The sequence below is a fragment of the Mesorhizobium sp. LEGMi-168a genome, assembly GCF_058312955.1.
On record NZ_JBZEGV010000004.1, the window covers coordinates 1 to 17,248 of the forward strand.

Consider the following 17,248-nt stretch of genomic DNA (forward strand, 5'->3'; position numbering starts at 1 on the left):
ACAAGAAACTGGTCCGCCGCAGCCCCATCCAACCCCGACCAGATGGCGCCGCGGCGGACACAAACTCAGGGGGAAAACTGTAACCCATGTATCCGGTTCAAAGTGTTACCCATCTATCGGCTGGACAGCGGCAGGCGGATGAGGGGCAGCGGCGGCATCGGTAATTGACGACCATGCGCACAAAATGCGGTGGTACGCACAAGAAATCACCCCGTCAGGAGACAGGGCGATCGAGCCAAGCCAATAAGGAAGAAAGCTCCTACTCCGCCGCCACCTTGGCCATCGGGTTGTTCGGATGCGTCGTCCAGTTGGCGTAGATCGGCGACACCGGCTTGCCGGTGCGCTCGTCCATGGCGCCCGCGGCCAGAGGCTCCATGGTGATGCAGCCTTCGACCGGGCAGACATTGACGCAGAGGTTGCAGCCGACGCATTCGGCCTCGATCACTTCGAAATGCCGCTTGCCGTCCACCATTGCGGTGATCGCCTGATGCGAGGTGTCCTCGCAGGCGATGTGGCAGCGGCCGCATTTGATGCAGGCATCCTGGTCGATATGCGCCTTGGCGACATAGTTGAGGTTGAGATACTGCCAGTCGGTAACATTGGGCGTGGCGCGGCCGATGATGTCGGAGAGCGAGGCATGGCCCTTCTCGTCCATCCAGTTCTCCAGCCCCGCGATCATCTCCTGCACAATCTTGAAGCCGTAGGTCATCGCCGCCGTGCAGACCTGCACGTTGCCGGCGCCGAGCGCCATGAATTCGGCGGCGTCGCGCCATGTGGTGATGCCGCCGATGCCCGAGATCGGCAGGCCATGCGTTTCGGGGTCGCGCGCGATCTCAGCCACCATGTTCATGGCGATCGGCTTCACCGCCGGACCGCAATAGCCGCCATGCGAGCCCTTGCCGTCGATGGTCGGCTGCGGTGCGAAACTGTCGAGGTCGACGCCGGTGATCGAATTGATGGTGTTGATCAGCGACACTGCGTCCGTGCCGCCGGCTTTCGCCGCCCGCGCCGGCTTGCGTATGTCGGTGATGTTCGGCGTCAGCTTGGTGATGACCGGCATGCGCGTGTATTGCTTGCACCAGCGCACCACCATCTCGATATATTCCGGCACTTGGCCGACAGCCGAGCCCATGCCGCGCTCGCTCATGCCGTGCGGGCAGCCGAAATTGAGCTCGATGCCGTCGGCGCCGGTCTCCTCGACCAGCGGCAGGATCGCCTTCCAGCTCTGCTCCTCGCAAGGAACCATGATCGAGGCGACCAGCGCCCGATCCGGCCAGTTCATCTTGACCTGCTTCATCTCGCGCAAATTGGTCTGCAGGTCGCGGTCGGTGATCAGCTCGATGTTGTTGAGCCCAAGCAGCCGGCGGTCGGCGCCCCAGATCGCGCCATAGCGCGGGCCATTGACGTTGACGACCGGCGGGCCCTCTTCGCCGAGCGTCTTCCACACCACGCCGCCCCAGCCGGCCTTGAAGGCGCGCTCGACATTATAGGCCTTGTCGGTCGGCGGCGCCGAAGCCAGCCAGAACGGATTGGGCGACTTGATGCCGACGAAAGTGTTGCGGATGTCTGCCATGCTCATGCCCTCCCGTTAGAGGTCAGTGCCCGGTGGATGCTCTCGGCGGCGTCGCGGCCTTGAGCCACGGCCGAGACCGTGAGGTCGTCGCCGCCGAAGATGCAGTCGCCGCCGGCCCAGACTTTCGCCAGCGAGGTGCGGCCTTCCGCATCGACCTTGATGCGGCCGCCCTCGAGCTCGATCGAGGCAACACTGCCGTCGAGATGAGCCGGCACAAAGCTTTGGCCGATCGCCTTGAACACCTGGTCGGCGGCGAGCGTAAGCCGCTCGCCGGTGCCGGCGAGCTTGTCGCCGTTCATGGCGGTGTATTCGAGCTCGATGGCCGACACCTTGCCGTTCTCGGCAATGACGCGCTTCGGCTGCAGCCAGTGGCGGATGGTGACGCCGTTGGCGGCGGCCAGATCCTGTTCGAAGCCGGAGGCGTTCATATGCTCCTGTCCGCGTCGGTAGCAGATCGTCACCTCTTCCGCGCCGAGCAGCTTCGACTGCACCGCGGCATCGATCGCCGTCATGCCGCCGCCGATGACGACCACGCGCCGGCCGACCGGCAGGCCGGAAAGATCGCTCGCCTGCCTGAGCTCGGCGATGAACTCGACCGCATTGGCGACGCCGTCAGCATCCTCGCCTTCGGCACGCAGCGCATTGACGCCGCCAAGGCCGAGACCGAGGAACACCGCATCGTAGTTGCGCATCAGGTCGGACAGCTGGAAGTCGCGGCCGAGCGCCTTGCCGTTCTGGATGTCGATACCGCCGATCGAGGTGACATAGTCGACCTCTGCCTGGGCGAAATCGTCGACGCTCTTATAGGCGGCGATGCCATATTCGTTGAGACCGCCGGCCTTCGGCCGCGCTTCCAGAATGGTCACGTCGTGGCCATGGCGGGCAAGACGATGCGCCGCCGCAAGGCCGGAAGGCCCGGCGCCGACCACGGCGACCGTCTTTCCGGTCGCTTCGGCGCGTTGATAAAACTGCTTGTTCTCATCCAACGCGACGTCTGTGGCGTAGCGCTGCAGCCGGCCGATCTGCACGGGCTTGCCTTCCGCGACCTCGCGCACGCAGACCTCTTCGCACAGCGTCTCGGTCGGGCAGACACGGGCGCACATGCCGCCGAGGATGTTCTGGTCGAAGATCGTCTTGGCGGAGCCCAGCGGATTGCCGGTCGCGATCTGCCGGATGAACATCGGGATGTCGATCGAGGTCGGGCATGCATTCATGCACGGAGCGTCGTAGCAGAAATAGCAGCGGTCGGCCTCGACCAGCGCCTCGTGGTGATCGAGCGGTGGGTGCAGGTCGGAAAAATTGTCGGCATATTGCTCGGCCGACAGCCGGCCGCCGGCGATGCCTTCGATGAAATGACCAGTCGCCATTCCAATTCCCCTTGTTTTGTTTTGGGAAAGGCTAGCACGTTTTATTTTTTTATCAATTGGTCAATTTTCGACCAAGCCACTGTAATGGCTGGATAAAACATGATAATTACAGTCATGTTATAGCCATCGCTAAGACATCGGACGGCTCCACGCTTTCGATCCTGGAAGGATGGATCGACCTGATCTCGTCGGCGACCAGTTGCTGTAGCCGCCACAAATTGCGGTCATGGATGCCGAATGTCTCGAGATGACTGACGGTGTTGTAGAGATATTCGGCGCCGGAACCGACATGGCCGCACGCGCGTGCCAATATCTTTGCCACCTTCTCCAGCGGCTGCCTGAGCGACGTGCCCCTGCCCGTCACGCCGACCCAGAAACCAAGCGCCCGCAGCGAACCTTGCGCCGTGCGTACCGGAACCCACCGGACCGAGCTGACGCTTTCGTGATCGTCGATCTCACGTCGCAGCAGCCTTTCGATCTGGGCGGTCTTTTCACCTTCCGGTAGCCGATAGATGACGCCATCGCATCGCCCGCCCCGTTCCAGCGCCATCATCAATCCAGGTTGCTCGCGGCTGCCGCGCCAGCGCTCTATGTCGAGGCAGAATGAGCGGTGCCACCCATGCGCTGCGGCGCGCCGTTTCTCGACGGAATCGAAGGCCGGCTTCCAGATCAGCGAGCCATAGGCGAACACCCACAGTGGACCTTCGTCGGCTTCGCCGGACAAGCGCGTGGCAAGAGCCCGGAAATCATCATCGTTCAACTGTGTCCAGCTGCCATCGGGACCAGGATCGACCTCCTCCCGGTGGCACAGAGCGACAAGCTCAGGCGTGAGCGACATTCGGCGCAATGGAAACAGAGCCCCTCTTTGACGGCAGCAAAGTCGAAAATCGCATCACACGCAAGATCGCGGGTCCAGGCGCGCCTTGCCGTTCTCGATTTCTGGCCCAGATGTCGGATTTCTGTCGCCGAGATCGTCCTAGGATGGATCGAACCGCGATCGCTGCTTGAACCGGTGAGGAGACCGACCATGCCGAATTCCCAACCTTTCTTCTGGTACGAATTGATGACCACCGACCTCGACGCCGCCGAGGCCTTCTACACTGCTGTTGTCGGCTGGAGGGCCGAGCCCTTCGACAAGGCGCCGGGCATGCCCCGCTACATCGTGATGAATTCCAGCGTGCGCGGCGTCGGCGGGCTGATGACGATGCCGGAAGATGCCGCCAAGATGGGCATGCCGCCGGCCTGGCTCGGCTATATCTACACCAAGGATGTCGACGCCTCGACCAAGGCGCTCGAGCAGGCAGGCGGCTCCGTCCACCGCGCGCCGGACGACATCCCTGGCGTCGGCCGGTTCGCCGTCGTCGCCGACCCGCAGGGCGCGACCTTCATGTTCTTGCAGCCCAACCAGCCCGAGCAGCCGCCGGTGCCGGCCACCACGACCGGCCATGTCGGCTGGCACGAGCTCTACACCTCGGACTGGAAGGCCGCCTTCGACTTCTATTCCAGCCAGTTCGGCTGGGAGAGCGCCGGCGAGTTCGACATGGGCGAGATGGGCATCTACAAGACCTTCGGCGCCGGCCCTGAATCCGGCGGCGGCATGATGAACAAGCCGCCGCAGATTCCGGTACCGGCCTGGCTGTTCTATTTCAATGTCGACGCCATTGACGCCGCGGCCAAGCGCGTCACTGACAATGGCGGCAAGGTCCTGATGGGCCCGATGGAAGTGCCGAGCGCGCAACGGGTGGTCCAATGCCAGGATCCGCAAGGCGCGCATTTCGCGCTGCTGGCCCCGGTCAGATAGGCGGTTTGAAGTATTGCTTCATCAACTGGCGCCGGATCACTCCGGCGCCAGCACCGCGACCTTGAGGGTTTCTTTCTTCGCGCCGCTGAGCTGAACGGTGGCCGGACCGGCGGACAGCTTGAAGCGCACGCTCTTGCGAATTCCAGGGCAGGTTTTCACGCCGCTGAAACCCGTCGACTTCACGGCATGGCCGTCCTGCACGACATCGATCCAGGCCTCATCGGACAGGCTGAACTGCAGCTCGCCCTCGGGTGGTACGGTCACGTTTGCCGTCGCGCCGAAGGTGCCGGCTGCCGGTGCACGTTCCGGCGGCACTTCAAAGCTGATCGTGTCGACAGCCACGAGTGCGAAATCCATCGCTTGCCCGACTGCCAGGTCAGCGCCGGACTGTGCGGCGGGCGCCGCCGGAAACAGGGCCTGCTCGCGTGTGACCGGCCATTTGAAGGCATCACAGCCGGCGTCGGCGGCCATCGCGGAGCAGGTGCCCGCAAGGATTGCGAAGAGGCTGATGACGAGTGTTTTCATGATGCGAGGACCCATACGGCTTGGAGCGTCGACGCCTAGATACAACCATGGCGATATTAATGCAACCATAAAGGGAAAAATTGCACGTCATCCGGGGAACCGTTTCCAGTCACCGATTGTTGATAGCAGGCCCCAGGAAGTGAATGGTCCACCGCCGGGCGATAATCTATGGCCGATCCGGGCGGGTGAAATGGAGTTTTGCATGAAGCTTTTCGAAAGCCTTGCCCAGTATCGGCCGCAGGCGCTGGGCGCGCTCCGCATCATGACGGCGCTGCAGTTCATCGAGCACGGCACCCAGAAACTGTTCAATTTTCCTGCAGGCGCCCATGCTGGTCCACTGACCGGGATTGCGCTGACGTCCGGCATCCTCGAATTTACCGGCGGCGTCCTGCTAGCGCTGGGGCTCTTCACCCGCCCGGTGGCGTTCCTGCTCTGCGGCGAGATGGCGATCGCCTATTTCATGGCGCACATGCCGCGCGACTTCTTCCCCGTCAACAATGGCGGTGACGCGGCAATCTCGTTCTGCTTCATCTTCCTCTATCTGGTCTTTGCTGGCCCCGGCGCTTTTGCGCTCGACAACCGACGCAGCGCCTGAAGCTTTTGCTGCGCGCCTGCTCTCAGGCGCGCATCCTTTCGAAATTGGCGTCGAACAGCGGTGCCGCCTGAACGCGCGCCGCATGTCGCTTGCCGAGGATCTCGATCTCGAAGCCGTCCGGCCTGTCGGCGATCTCCTTCGGCACATAACCCATCGCCACCGACTTCTTCGAGTTGTGGGCATAGCCGCCCGAGGTGACCCAGCCGCGCACGGCGCCGTCATGCCAGATCGCTTCGTCGCCGATGACATCGGCATCATCGGCCTCGACGATGAAGGCGCGCAGCCTGAGCTTGCCGCCCTGCTTGCGCTCGGCGAGCGCTGCATCCTTGCCGATGAAATCGGCCTCCTTGCCATAGGCGACGAAACGGTCGAGCCCCGCCTCCAGCGGCCCGTAGATCGGCCGGTATTCGCGCGCCCATGAGCCGTAATTCTTTTCGAGCCTCAGCGCATTGAGCGCGCGCGAGCCGAACAGGCCGATGCCGAATTCCTGGCCTGCCTCGATCAGCGCCTGGTAAGCGGCGCGCTGATATTCCGGCGCCACCCAGATCTCGTAGCCGAGGTCGCCGGTGTAGCTGACGCGGCCGACCAGGCACGGCGCCATGCCGATATCCATCCTGGCAACAGCCATGAAGGGGAATGCTGCGTTGGAGACGTCGGCTCTCGTGACCTTGGCCAGCACCTCCCTCGCCCTCGGTCCGGCGATGGCGAGGCCGGTGAGCTTCTGCCCCAGCGCCTCGATGCGCACTGAGCCATCCCCGGGCAGATGCGCCTCGAACCAGCGCATGTGGTACTGCTCGGCGACGCCGGAGCCGGCGATGAACCATTCGCTATCCCTGGCATCGGGGGCGCCGACATTGGCGAGCGTGAAGTCGCCGATCAGCTTGCCGTCTTCCTTCAGCATCGGCGCCAGCGTCATGCGGCCGGACCTGGGCAGCTTGCAGGCCAGCATGCGGTCGAGCCAGGCAGCGGCGCCCTCGCCCGTCACCTTGTATTTGGCGAAGCTCGAAATCTCCGACAGACCGACGCCGCCGCGAACGGCAACGACTTCGCTTGCGACATGGTCGAAATCGCTCGAACGCCGCCACGAGAACTCGTCCTTGACGCCTTTGGGCGCATACCACAGCGGCACCTCCAGCCCGTAAGCCACGCCCCACTGCGCGCCTCTGGCCGACAAGATGTCGTAGACCGGCGTCGTCTTGAGTTGACGTCCGGCGGGCAGTTCCTCATTCGGGAAGCGGATCGAGAAACGGCGCGAATAATTCTCGCGCACCTTGGCGTTGGTGTAGGCCATCGTCGCCCAGTCGCCGTAGCGCGCCACGTCCATCGCCCAGATGTCGGCGCCGGGGTCGCCCTCGATCATCCAGTTGGAGAGCGCGAGACCAACACCGCCGCCTTGCGAAAAGCCCGCCATGACGCCGCAGGCGACCCAGAACCCCGGCAGGCCGCGCACCGGGCCGACCAGCGGATTGCCGTCCGGCGCGAAGGTAAAGGGGCCGTTGATGATCTGCTTGATGCCGGTCTTCTGGAAGGCCGGGAAGTGGCGGAAGCCGACCTCCAGCGACGGCGCGATGCGGTCGATATCCGGTTCCAGCAGCTCATGGCCGAAATTCCACGGTGTGGAGAACTCCGACCAGGGCTTGTTGGCCTTCTCGTAGGTGCCCATCAGCATGCCGCCGCGCTCTTGGCGCAGATAGAGCTCGCCATCGAAGTCGACGGCGTGGATGATCTCGGTGCCGGTCTTCTTGTTCCAGTCGGCGACCTCCGGCATGTCCTCGGTGATCAGGTACATGTGCTCCATGGCGAGAACCGGCAGCTCGAGCCCGACCATGCGGCCGACCTCGCGCGCCCACAGGCCGCCGGCATTGACCACATGTTCGGCCACCACATCGCCCTTGTTGGTGATGACGCGCCACAACCCGTCGGGGCGGCGCACGATGTCCTCGACCTTGGTGAAGCGCTCGACCTCGGCGCCGAGCTTCCGCGCGGCCTTGGCATAGGCATGCGTCACGCCGGACGGGTCGAGGTGGCCATCCTCCTTGTTGCGCACCGCGCCGACGAATTGCTTCGGGTCGAGCAGCGGCATCAGCTCTGCCGCTTCCTTCGCCGAGATCACCTCGAGATCGATGCCGAGATAGCGACCCTTGGAGACGACGCCGCGCAGCCAGTCGAGCCGCGCCTCGGTCGCCGCCAAAAGCACGCCGCCCGTGAGATGCACACCGGTCGCTTGGCCGGAAAGCTCCTCGATCTCCTTGTAGAGCGAGATCGTGTATTTCTGCAGCTTGGCGACATTGGGGTCGCCATTAATGGTGTGCATGCCGCCCGCCGCATGCCAGGTCGAGCCGGAGGTCAGCTCATCGCGCTCCAGCAGCACGACGTCGGTCCAGCCGTGACGGGCGAGATGGAACAGCACCGAGCATCCGACGACACCGCCGCCGATGACCACGACCTTTGCATGCGACTTCATGGGTTCTTCTCGTTATTTCAGTGAGTTGAGAGAATGAAATGAATCAGTGTGGGAAGCTGTTCCCTCACGGCTCGCCCTGCCCGATCGTTTCCTTGCGGCGCGCGATGTAGGCCTCGAGCGCCTCGCGCACGGCGGGATCCATCGCCGGCTGGACATATTCCTCCAGCGCCTTCTTCCACAGCCTCGTCGCGCGTGCCGTCGTGTCGAGCGCGCCGGCCTCCTGCCAGGCCTCGTAGTTCTGCCAGTTGGAGAGCATGGGCTGGTAGAAGGCGGTGGCGTAGCGCTCCAGCGTGTGCGGCTCGCCGAAGAAGTGGCCGCCGGTCGGCACCGCCCCCAGCGCCTCCACCGCGAGCTCTCCTTCGTCGACCACGATCGGCCGCAGGAACTCCATCATGTGCTGCATCATCTCGACATCGATGATCAGCTTCTCGAACGACGCCGTCAGCCCGCCCTCCTGCCAGCCGGCGGCATGATAGACGAGGTTGCCGTGGCCGAGCACCGCGCCCCACAACGCCATCAGCGTTTCATAGGCGCCTTGCGCGTCGGCGGCATTGGAGGCCGAGCCCGGCGTCGTGCGATACGGCAGATTGTAGCGCCGCGCCAATTGGCCGGACGCAATGTTGGCCTTGGTGTTTTCCGGCGTGCCGAAGGCCGGCGCGCCCGACTTCATGTCGACATTGGAGGTGAAGGCGCCGTACATCACTGGCGCGCCGGGGCGCACGAGCTGCGTCAGCACGATGCCGAACAGCGCCTCGGCGTTCTGCTGCGCAAGCGCCCCGGCCAGCGTCACCAGGCTCATCGCTCCCATCAGCGTGAACGGCGTCACCGCCACCGACTGGCCGAACTCGGCCATGGTCATCAGCCCCTCGGCCATCATCTCGTCGAAGCGGCGCGGCGAGTTGACGGAAATGATGGTGGTGACGCCGGGATCCTCGGCCATCTGCTCCAGCGTCAGTCCCCTCGAGATCGCCATCATCTCGATGCCGTCGAGCGCCCTGCCCCGGCCGATCGCCGAGACATGGAAGCATTTGTCGGTCAGCGTCAGATTGGCGAAATAGGTATCGAGATGGCGCGAGTTCGCCGGCAGCTCGATCGGCGCGCAGACCTGGTTGCCGAGCATGTGGATGCAGTTGAAATGCTGCGCCAGCCGCACGAGATCGGAATAGTCGGCGAGGTTGCCGGCACGGCGGCCGCGCTCCATGTCGTGCACATTGGGCGGCCCGGCGACCAGGGTGAAGTTGATGGTGTTGCCGCCGAGATGGATGGCGCGGGCAGGATTGCGGGAGGTCAGCGTGTAGGAAGGGCGCGTCGTCTTCAGCGCCTCCTCGACAATGCCGCGATCGACGCGCACATTCATCGAGGAATGGTCGACCTTGGCGCCGGCACGCTCGAACAACGCAAGCGCCCTCTTGCTCATCACCTCGATGCCGAAATTTTCGAGGATATGCATCGAGGCCTGATGGATGGCCTCGATCTGGTCGGCCGAAAGCATCGCCATCGGCCGGTAAGGATTGACCACGCGCCGCGGCGGCAATTGGGGAATGGCGGCAGGCCCCCGGTTGCTGGTTCGCTCGGCGCCGCGCCTTCGTCTTGGTTCTGTCATGCGGTCCATCAGAGCGCCGACGCGAGGCGGCGGCTGTCAGGATTTCGTCATTTGCCGGCGTGATTTTAGCCACGGCGGCATTTCTTCAAACCTATCAAAAGAAATCCGACGCATTTGGTCGAAATATTGATATGGCGAAACATCCATGCACCCGACCGACGTTAAGGAAGCTCGAAAGACTCCTTTTATAATTTCCGCCTATTCGTTGCCCAATGCGTAGGTCGAGTTTTAGTAAAATTGTCGCTGTCTCCATGCTGCTGGCGCTTTCGGCCTGCGCGACGGCGCCCAGCCACATCAACAATGTCTGCGCCGTCTTCGACCAGAATGACGGCTGGTTCGACAACTGGCAGTCCGCCGCCGAGCGCACCTCGCAGAAATACGGCATTCCCGTTCCGGTGCTGATGGCGACGGTGCGCAAGGAATCCGGCTTCAAGAGCAACGCCCGGCCGCCGCGCACCAAGCTGCTCGGCTTCATTCCGTGGAAGCATGTCTCGAGCGCTGCCGGCTACTCGCAGGCGCTCGACGGCACCTGGTCGCAATACCAGATGGAGACCGGCAACTGGGCAGCGCGCCGCAGCCGTTTCGCCGACGCCGTCGATTTCGTCGGCTGGTACCATTCCAAGACCGTCGACACCTTCGGCGTCGCCCGCAACGACACCTACAACCTCTATCTTGCCTATTATCTCGGCTGGTCGGCCTACGGCCGCGGCAATCGCGGTGACGCCGGCGTTCAGAACTACGCGCGCGCCACCGATCAGATGGCCCGCGACTATGCCGCGCAGCTGCGGCAGTGCGGCAGCTGATAGCGGCCCGGAACCGAGGTCAGCGCCGCTTTCTTAGTTCGGCTTCGGCTTCTTGCCGCGCGGACGTTTCGGCGGGGTGCCGGCAAAGCCCGGACCTGCGACATGCGGCGCGTCATCCGGCACGCCTTCATGGGCCGCGTGCTCCTTGTCGAACTTGATGACCGGCTCCATCTTCGCCAGCACGTCGTCGGCCAGCCAGCACAGGCTCATATGGCCGTCGCCCAGATCCTTATGCGGCGGCACCTTGGTCTCGCACAGATTGTCCGGCACCAGCTTTTTATAGCCGCAGCGCGTCTGGAAGGGGCAACCGGTCGGCGGGTTCATCGCCGACGGGATGTCGCCCTCGAGCACGATATGCTTCTTGACCACGCTGGTGTCGGCGATCGGGATCGCGGACAGAAGCGCCTCCGTGTAGGGATGGTAGGGCGGCGAGAAAATCTGGTCCGTCGTGCCCTGCTCGACGATATAGCCGAGATACATGACGACGACGCGGTCTGCGATGTAGCGCACCACCGACAGGTCGTGGCTGATGAACAGCATCGTCGTCTTGTTCTTGCGCTGGATGTCCATCAAGAGCTCGGTCACCGCCGCCTGCACCGAGACGTCAAGCGCCGAGACCGGCTCGTCGGCCACAACCACCTTGGCATCGCCGGCAAAGGCGCGCGCCACGCCGATGCGCTGCTTCTGGCCGCCGGAGAGCTGGCGCGGCTTGCGGGTCTCGAAGGCGCGAGGCAGCTTCACCAGGTCGAGCAGTTCCAGCATCCGCTTGCGCCGCTCGGCGACCGTCTTGCCGACATTGAACTTCTCCAGCGTGCGGATGATCTGCGAGCCGACCGTGTGGCTGGGGTTCAGCGTGTCGAACGGATTCTGGAACACCATCTGGATCGAAGACACGGTCTCGACGTTGCGGCTCTCGATGCCGGTCGACTGGATCTCCTTGTTGCCCAGCGTCACCGTGCCGGAGCTTGCGGTCTCGAGCCCCAGAAGCACCTTGGCGAGCGTCGACTTCCCGCAGCCGGATTCGCCGACGATCGCGACCGTTTCCGATTCACGCGCGGTGAACGAGATCGTCTCATTGGCCTTGACGACACGGCCTTCGCTCGAGCCGAACACCTCGCTGCCGCCGACCTTGTAGTACTTCTTGAGATCGTCGATCTTGAGCACCGGCGCGCCGGGCTCGACCTTCTCGTTGACCTTCTTGGCGCCGGGCGGCAGCGCCTCCCAGTCGATCTCGTTGAAGCGCACGCAGCGCGAGAAATGGCCCTCGTGCCCCTCGACCGCGATCATCGGGATTTCGGCGGCGTTGCAGACGCCCTCGACGAAATGGTGGCAGCGCGGGCCGAAATTGCAGCCTCTGGGCCGTTCATGCGGCAGCGGCAGTTGCCCGGGAATGGAAATCAGCGGCCGCGAATTCTTGTCGGCGCCGGGCAGCGGGATCGAACGGAACAGCCCTTGCGTATAGGGATGGCGCATGCGGTCGAAGACGTCCTCGATCTTGCCGGTCTCGACCGCCTCGCCTGAATACATCACCGTGATCTTGTCGCAGGTCTCGAGGATGAGACCGAGATTGTGCGACACGAAGATCATCGAGGTGCCGAACTTCTCGCCGAGCCCCTTGACCAATTCGACGATGCCGGCCTCGACGGTGACGTCGAGCGCCGTCGTCGGCTCGTCGAGCAGGAGCAACGCCGGCTTCGACAGCAGCGCCATGGCGATGACGATGCGCTGCTGCTGGCCGCCGGAAAGCTGGTGCGGATAGGAGCGCATCATGCGCTCCGGATCGGGCAGCTTCACCGACCGCACCATGTCGAGCGCCCGTTTGTAGGCCTCGTCCTTCGAGACCTTGTCGTGGATCAGCGGCACTTCCATCAATTGCTGGCCGATCTTCATCGCCGGATTGAGGCTCGCCATCGGCTCCTGGTAGATCATGGCGATCTTGTTGCCGCGGATGGCGCGAAGCTCCTCCTCGGACATGTCGCCCATGTCCTTGCCCTGGAACTTGATCCGCCCGCCGACGATCTTTCCGATGTTGGAAAGGTCGCGCATGATGCCGAGCGACACGGTCGACTTGCCGCAGCCGGATTCGCCGACGATGCCCATCGCCTCGCCGGGCATGACCGTGCAGGAAAAATCCATCACCGCAGGAATCTCGCCCTTGCGGGTGAAGAAGGAGATCGAGAGGTTCTCGATCTCGATGATCGGCTGAGTCGGATCTCGAACTGCCTCGTTCATGGGTCGCTCCAATCCTTGGTCTTTTGTTTGAGCATGATCTTGTCCGAAAACCGGTGCCACTTTTCGGGATCATGCTCGGCAAGTAGGGCCGAAGACCCCGCTATCAATCCTTCATCGACTGCTCGCGCAGCGAATCCGCCAGAAGGTTCAGCCCCAGCACGAACGACATCAGCGCGATCGTTGGCGGCAGCGCCGGATGGATGAAGGAGCGCAGCAGGCGGCTGGCATCCTTGATCGCGGTGCCCCAGTCGGGACTTTCCGGCGCCAGGCCCAGGCCGAAATAGCCGAGCGTGCCGAGCAGGATCGTCGTGTAGCCGATGCGCAGGCAGGCATCGACGATCAGCGGTCCGCGCGCATTGGGCAGGATTTCCCAAAGCATGATGTACCAGGGCGATTCACCGCGAGTCTGGGCGGCTGCCACATAGTCGCGCGTCTTGATGTCCATGGTCAGCCCGCGCACGATGCGGAACACGCCCGGGCTGGAAGCGAACACCACCGCCACGAAGATGTTGAGCTGGTTGGGATCGATGTGCACGATCTTCAGCGGATCCTTGTCGAAGACGAGGCCCGCATAGATCCAGCCGCCGACGACGAGCGTCACGCCGAGCAGGATGTAGAGGCGGTCCGGCCGGTTCTTGAAGCGGGTCCAGAACAGCACGCTGAAGAAGATGATCGGGAACAGGAAGAACAGCCCGGCCATCGCATAAGGGATTGGTGTATCCATGATGCCTGGCGTCACCAGGAGGTAGAACAAGAGGATGACCGGGAAGGCCAGCACCAGATTGGCGAGGAACGACAGCAGCGTGTCGATCTTGCCGCCATAGTAGCCCGCCGGCAGGCCGAGCGTGATGCCGACCATCAGCGCAAAGCCGGTCGCGGCCGGCGCGATGATCAGCACGATCTGGCTGCCATAGACCATGCGTGAGAACACGTCGCGCGCGAGCTTGTCGCCGCCGAAGTAATAGATGAGCTTCGAGGTCGGCTCGATCGCGCCGGGCAGCGAGTCCTTCATGATCGACACCTGCGCCAGCGGATCGAAAGGCGAGATGGTCGAGGCGAAGATTGCCGTGAACAGCCAGAAAAGGCAGATGCCGACGCCGGCAATGCCGACACCGCTGTCGAACAGCTGTCCGTAGAGGCCAAGCCTCTTCTTGTAGGCGAAGCTCACGCCCATCACCAGGACGAGCGCGGCCCATACCGGCCAGAAGCGCCAGAGCACGCCGACCACAACGTCGAAGGCACCGATATATTCGATCTGCATCCGCCCTGCCCCTTACTGAACCCTGATACGCGGATTGAGAAACGCGTAGCCGACATCGGAGATGAGCTGCGTGATCAGCACGATGAATACCGAGACCAGCGAGCAACCGAGCAGGAGGTCGATGTCGTTGTTGCCCGCGGCTTCGACCAGCGTGTAGCCGAACCCCTGGTAGCGGAACATCACCTCGACGATGACGACGCCGGTGAGCAACCAGGGAAACTGCAGCATGATGACGGTGAACGGCGCGATCAGCGCGTTGCGCAGCGCATGCTTGACGACGACGCTGCTGAAGGAGAGGCCCTTGAGGCGGGCGGTACGGATATATTGCTGCGTCATCACCTCGACCATCGAGGCGCGTGTCATGCGCGCTATGTAGCCGGTGCCGTAGATGGCCAACGTCATCACGGGCAGCGTGAAATTGTAGAAGGTGAGCCCCTGGCTGGCCGAGGCCGCCGAACCGTTCAGCCAGCCGAGCCACGAGGCGAAGATGACGGTGAAGATGACGCCCGACACATATTCAGGCGTCGCCGTCGAGGCGATAGAGGCGACCGAGAGTGTGCGGTCGGTTCGCGAGCCTTCGCGCATGCCGGCCAGGATGCCGACGAGCAGAGAGATCGGCACCATGACGGCCAGCACCCAGAACATCAGCAGCCCCGTGGCGCCGAGCGCCGGGAAGAGTTTCGAGCCCACCGTTGTCTTGAACTTGGTCGAGCAGCCGAAATCGCCCTGCAGGACGCCGGAAAATGTCGGCACGACCGGGTCGTTGCAGAAGGAGAAGCGCTGCGCCGGCTTGCCCGTCGCCGGATCGGTGATCGGCTGCTTGGGCAGCAGGCCCAGCCACTGACCGTAGCGGGCAAAGAAATTCTGCCGGTAGCCATGGTTGACCAGCCAGTCCTCGAGCTGCTCGGCGGAGGTGTGCATCTCGGTCTGGCTGATAGCCAGCTTCTTCAGGTTGGGTCCGAGATTGATCAGGAAGAACACGATCAACGTCAGGCACAGCATCGTCAATGCCATCGTGCCTAGACGCCTGAGAATAAAAGAAAGCATGGCGGCCCCCTGCCGGTCTGGTTGGGGTTGAAGCCTGTTCGGAAACCAGCTCGACCGCTATCGGCGGAGCTGGCTGCCAAACGGACTCACGGATGCGATCAACACTGATTTATTGCACATGCCAGCCGGAAGAGTCCGCAACATTTTGCTGCTCGGCTTCCGGTTCCAGCATTGTGTGGGGAATGGGGGAAGGGACGAATGCCCCCTCCCCGCGAGGTTCGATCACGCCTGATCGAGCCAGACCTTGCCGTAATCGCGTTCGAAGGTCGGGTGCATCTTGTAGTTCTGCACCGCCTTGACTGAATGGCTGTAGAGCTTGCGCCAGTATGGCTGGATGATGATGCCGGAATCTTGCAGTATCTGCTCGATATCCTTCATCATTTCCTTGCGCTTGGCGGCATCGGAGACCGCGAGCGCTGCGTTGAGCTTCTTATCCCATTCCGGGTTCGACCAGGCCGTTTCGTTCCACGCTTCGCCGGTGCGATAGCCGATCGCAAGCACTTGGACGCCGAGCGGCCGCATGTTCCAGTTGGTCGTCGACAGCGGATATTTGGTCCAGTCGTTCCAGAACGTCGAGCCCGGCAGCACCGTGCGCTTCACCTTGATGCCGGCGTCGCGCATCTGTGCGGCAATGGCATCGCCGGTGTTCTTGTGCCAGTCCTCATCGACCGTGATCAGCTCATGCTCGAAATCGGCCTGGCCGGCCTCCGCCAGCAGCGCCTTCGCCTTGGCCGGATCGCGCTTGATCTTCGGTAGCTCGTAGTATTCCGGGTGGATCTGGCAGACATGGTGATTCTCGGCGACCGTGCCGGCATTGCCATAGCCGAGCTGGAGAACGACGTTGTTGTCGACCGCGAGCTGCAGCGCGTTGCGGACCTTCTGGTTGTCGTAGGGCTTGTTATTGACGTTGGTGCGGCACACAATCGTCGAGGCCGTCACCACTTCCGACTTCACCAGGTCCATGCCGTCGAGGATCGAAACATAGTCGGCCGAGGTCTCGAAATTGGTGTGGACCTCGCCCGCCTCGAAGGCGCTGACCATGGCGCCCGGATCGGTGCCGTAGTCGATGAACTCGATGCCGTCGAGGAAGACTTCGCCATCCCACCACTTGTTGTCGGCGCGGCGCTTGTAGACCACCTTCTGGCCGACATCGTAGGAGACGAGCTCGAACGGACCGGTGCCGATCGGGCAGGCTTTGAAGTCGCCGCCTTTCTCGTCGAAGCTCTTGTGGACGATCAGCCCCGGATAGTCGCACATGTTCGGGATCAGCGCGATGTCGGGCTTGCCGAGCTTCAGCTTGATCGTGTGATCGTCGACCTTGGTGACGGCACTCTCGTCGAGCTTGTCGTCCTTGACCAGTGAACCGAGACGGCCCGGCATCGAATTGCCCTCTGCCTTCTTGTCGCCCCAGCGCTTAAGGTTGAAGATAACGTCGTCGGAGGTGAAGGCATCACCGTTCGACCAGGTCACGCCCTTGCGCACATGCAGAGTGTACTCGGTGGCGTCGTCGTTCACGTCCCAGCTTTCCAGCAGATAGGGGCGGAACGTGTATTCGGTGGTGTACTTGACCAGCGGCTCGAGCGCCTGGCGCTCGGCATTGGCGATTTCCGACCAGTCGGCCTTGCGCGGGTCCTTCGGATCCTTGATCCACTGCGCGACCTTCAGCGTGCCGCCTTTCTTGCCCTGAACGTCCTCGGCTCTCGCCGGGGTCGGATCAGCGAGACCGAGCAGGCCGTAGGCCATCGCGGTGGACGCTCCGAAGACGCTGGCTAGAGCCAGGAATTCGCGGCGATCAACCTTTCCTGCCTTGGCTTCTTCGGCCAAGGCCAGGATGTGGTCCGGAACACGGTCGCCGTTACTTTTATAGATTGCCATGACTATCTCCCATTGTTTGGCTTTCTGCCTTTTAACATTCCGCATCCAGACCGTGATGTCAAAAGACGGTGTGGAGTGGGAACATGTGAGGGAATGTGCAAC

13 protein-coding genes are annotated in these 17,248 nt (G+C 63.0%); 3 read left to right on the forward strand and 10 right to left on the reverse strand.

The annotated features are described in order from the left end of the window. Positions 1–259: 259 nt before the first annotated feature. From preA to AC4FWB_RS07355, 3 genes are all read right to left on the reverse strand, one after another. Entirely contained in the window at positions 260–1,573 is a 1,314-nt protein-coding gene (gene preA, locus AC4FWB_RS07345; RefSeq protein WP_491025270.1) for an NAD-dependent dihydropyrimidine dehydrogenase subunit PreA, read from the reverse strand. 2 nt (positions 1,574–1,575) lie between these two features. Then, complete coding sequence (locus AC4FWB_RS07350; RefSeq protein WP_491025271.1) at positions 1,576–2,940, reverse strand: NAD(P)-dependent oxidoreductase; 1,365 nt, start codon at positions 2,938–2,940, stop codon at positions 1,576–1,578. A 112-nt stretch (positions 2,941–3,052) separates the two neighbouring features. Continuing rightward, positions 3,053–3,787: a gamma-glutamylcyclotransferase gene (locus AC4FWB_RS07355; protein ID WP_491025272.1), complete on the reverse strand. Its 735-nt coding sequence runs from the start codon at positions 3,785–3,787 to the stop codon at positions 3,053–3,055. Between the two features lie 180 nt (positions 3,788–3,967). On the opposite strand from AC4FWB_RS07355, the gene AC4FWB_RS07360 reads away from it, so the two are divergent. Beyond that, complete coding sequence (locus AC4FWB_RS07360; RefSeq protein WP_491025273.1) at positions 3,968–4,741, forward strand: VOC family protein; 774 nt, start codon at positions 3,968–3,970, stop codon at positions 4,739–4,741. A 36-nt stretch (positions 4,742–4,777) separates the two neighbouring features. On the opposite strand, the gene AC4FWB_RS07365 is transcribed toward AC4FWB_RS07360, so the two are convergent. Then, a complete protein-coding gene (locus AC4FWB_RS07365; RefSeq protein WP_491025274.1) occupies positions 4,778–5,266 on the reverse strand; it encodes a hypothetical protein in 489 nt (162 codons plus the stop codon). Between the two features lie 202 nt (positions 5,267–5,468). Here AC4FWB_RS07365 and AC4FWB_RS07370 point away from each other — a divergent pair, with 202 nt between their 5' ends. Then, positions 5,469–5,861 carry a DoxX family protein gene (locus tag AC4FWB_RS07370; RefSeq protein ID WP_491025275.1) on the forward strand — a complete coding sequence of 131 codons (393 nt, stop codon included), beginning with the start codon at positions 5,469–5,471 and terminating at the stop codon, positions 5,859–5,861. A gap of 22 nt (positions 5,862–5,883) precedes the next feature. Here the strand turns inward: AC4FWB_RS07370 and AC4FWB_RS07375 are convergent, their stop codons facing one another. Both AC4FWB_RS07375 and AC4FWB_RS07380 read right to left on the reverse strand, forming a co-directional pair. Continuing rightward, positions 5,884–8,325, reverse strand: coding sequence for a GcvT family protein (locus AC4FWB_RS07375; RefSeq protein ID WP_491025276.1), 2,442 nt, complete (start codon positions 8,323–8,325; stop codon positions 5,884–5,886). A gap of 64 nt (positions 8,326–8,389) precedes the next feature. Further along, entirely contained in the window at positions 8,390–9,928 is a 1,539-nt protein-coding gene (locus AC4FWB_RS07380; protein ID WP_491025568.1) for a trimethylamine methyltransferase family protein, read from the reverse strand. Positions 9,929–10,140: 212 nt separating this feature from the next. Between AC4FWB_RS07380 and AC4FWB_RS07385 the strand changes: the two genes are divergently transcribed. Next, positions 10,141–10,731, forward strand: coding sequence for a transglycosylase SLT domain-containing protein (locus AC4FWB_RS07385; RefSeq protein ID WP_491025278.1), 591 nt, complete (start codon positions 10,141–10,143; stop codon positions 10,729–10,731). A 33-nt stretch (positions 10,732–10,764) separates the two neighbouring features. Here the strand turns inward: AC4FWB_RS07385 and AC4FWB_RS07390 are convergent, their stop codons facing one another. The 4 genes from AC4FWB_RS07390 to AC4FWB_RS07405 form a co-directional block, all read right to left on the reverse strand. Next, entirely contained in the window at positions 10,765–12,963 is a 2,199-nt protein-coding gene (locus AC4FWB_RS07390; RefSeq protein ID WP_491025280.1) for a dipeptide ABC transporter ATP-binding protein, read from the reverse strand. A 103-nt stretch (positions 12,964–13,066) separates the two neighbouring features. Beyond that, positions 13,067–14,224 carry an ABC transporter permease gene (locus AC4FWB_RS07395; RefSeq protein WP_491025281.1) on the reverse strand — a complete coding sequence of 386 codons (1,158 nt, stop codon included), beginning with the start codon at positions 14,222–14,224 and terminating at the stop codon, positions 13,067–13,069. A 12-nt stretch (positions 14,225–14,236) separates the two neighbouring features. Continuing rightward, positions 14,237–15,271 carry an ABC transporter permease gene (locus AC4FWB_RS07400; protein ID WP_491025282.1) on the reverse strand — a complete coding sequence of 345 codons (1,035 nt, stop codon included), beginning with the start codon at positions 15,269–15,271 and terminating at the stop codon, positions 14,237–14,239. A 222-nt stretch (positions 15,272–15,493) separates the two neighbouring features. Next, positions 15,494–17,146 carry an ABC transporter substrate-binding protein gene (locus tag AC4FWB_RS07405; RefSeq protein WP_491025283.1) on the reverse strand — a complete coding sequence of 551 codons (1,653 nt, stop codon included), beginning with the start codon at positions 17,144–17,146 and terminating at the stop codon, positions 15,494–15,496. Between the last annotated feature and the right edge of the window lie 102 nt (positions 17,147–17,248).

Bases quoted from the DNA above. Each gene is read 5' to 3' on its own strand.
- preA (WP_491025270.1), bottom strand. From the start codon at position 1,573: ATGGCAGACATCCGCAACACTTTCGTCGGCATCAAGTCGCCCAATCCG.
- AC4FWB_RS07350 (WP_491025271.1), bottom strand. From the start codon at position 2,940: ATGGCGACTGGTCATTTCATCGAAGGCATCGCCGGCGGCCGGCTGTCG.
- AC4FWB_RS07360 (WP_491025273.1), top strand. From the start codon at position 3,968: ATGCCGAATTCCCAACCTTTCTTCTGGTACGAATTGATGACCACCGAC.
- AC4FWB_RS07365 (WP_491025274.1), bottom strand. From the start codon at position 5,266: ATGAAAACACTCGTCATCAGCCTCTTCGCAATCCTTGCGGGCACCTGC.
- AC4FWB_RS07370 (WP_491025275.1), top strand. From the start codon at position 5,469: ATGAAGCTTTTCGAAAGCCTTGCCCAGTATCGGCCGCAGGCGCTGGGC.
- AC4FWB_RS07375 (WP_491025276.1), bottom strand. From the start codon at position 8,325: ATGAAGTCGCATGCAAAGGTCGTGGTCATCGGCGGCGGTGTCGTCGGA.
- AC4FWB_RS07380 (WP_491025568.1), bottom strand. From the start codon at position 9,928: ATGACAGAACCAAGACGAAGGCGCGGCGCCGAGCGAACCAGCAACCGG.
- AC4FWB_RS07385 (WP_491025278.1), top strand. From the start codon at position 10,141: ATGCGTAGGTCGAGTTTTAGTAAAATTGTCGCTGTCTCCATGCTGCTG.
- AC4FWB_RS07390 (WP_491025280.1), bottom strand. From the start codon at position 12,963: ATGAACGAGGCAGTTCGAGATCCGACTCAGCCGATCATCGAGATCGAG.
- AC4FWB_RS07395 (WP_491025281.1), bottom strand. From the start codon at position 14,224: ATGCAGATCGAATATATCGGTGCCTTCGACGTTGTGGTCGGCGTGCTC.
- AC4FWB_RS07400 (WP_491025282.1), bottom strand. From the start codon at position 15,271: ATGCTTTCTTTTATTCTCAGGCGTCTAGGCACGATGGCATTGACGATG.
- AC4FWB_RS07405 (WP_491025283.1), bottom strand. From the start codon at position 17,146: ATGGCAATCTATAAAAGTAACGGCGACCGTGTTCCGGACCACATCCTG.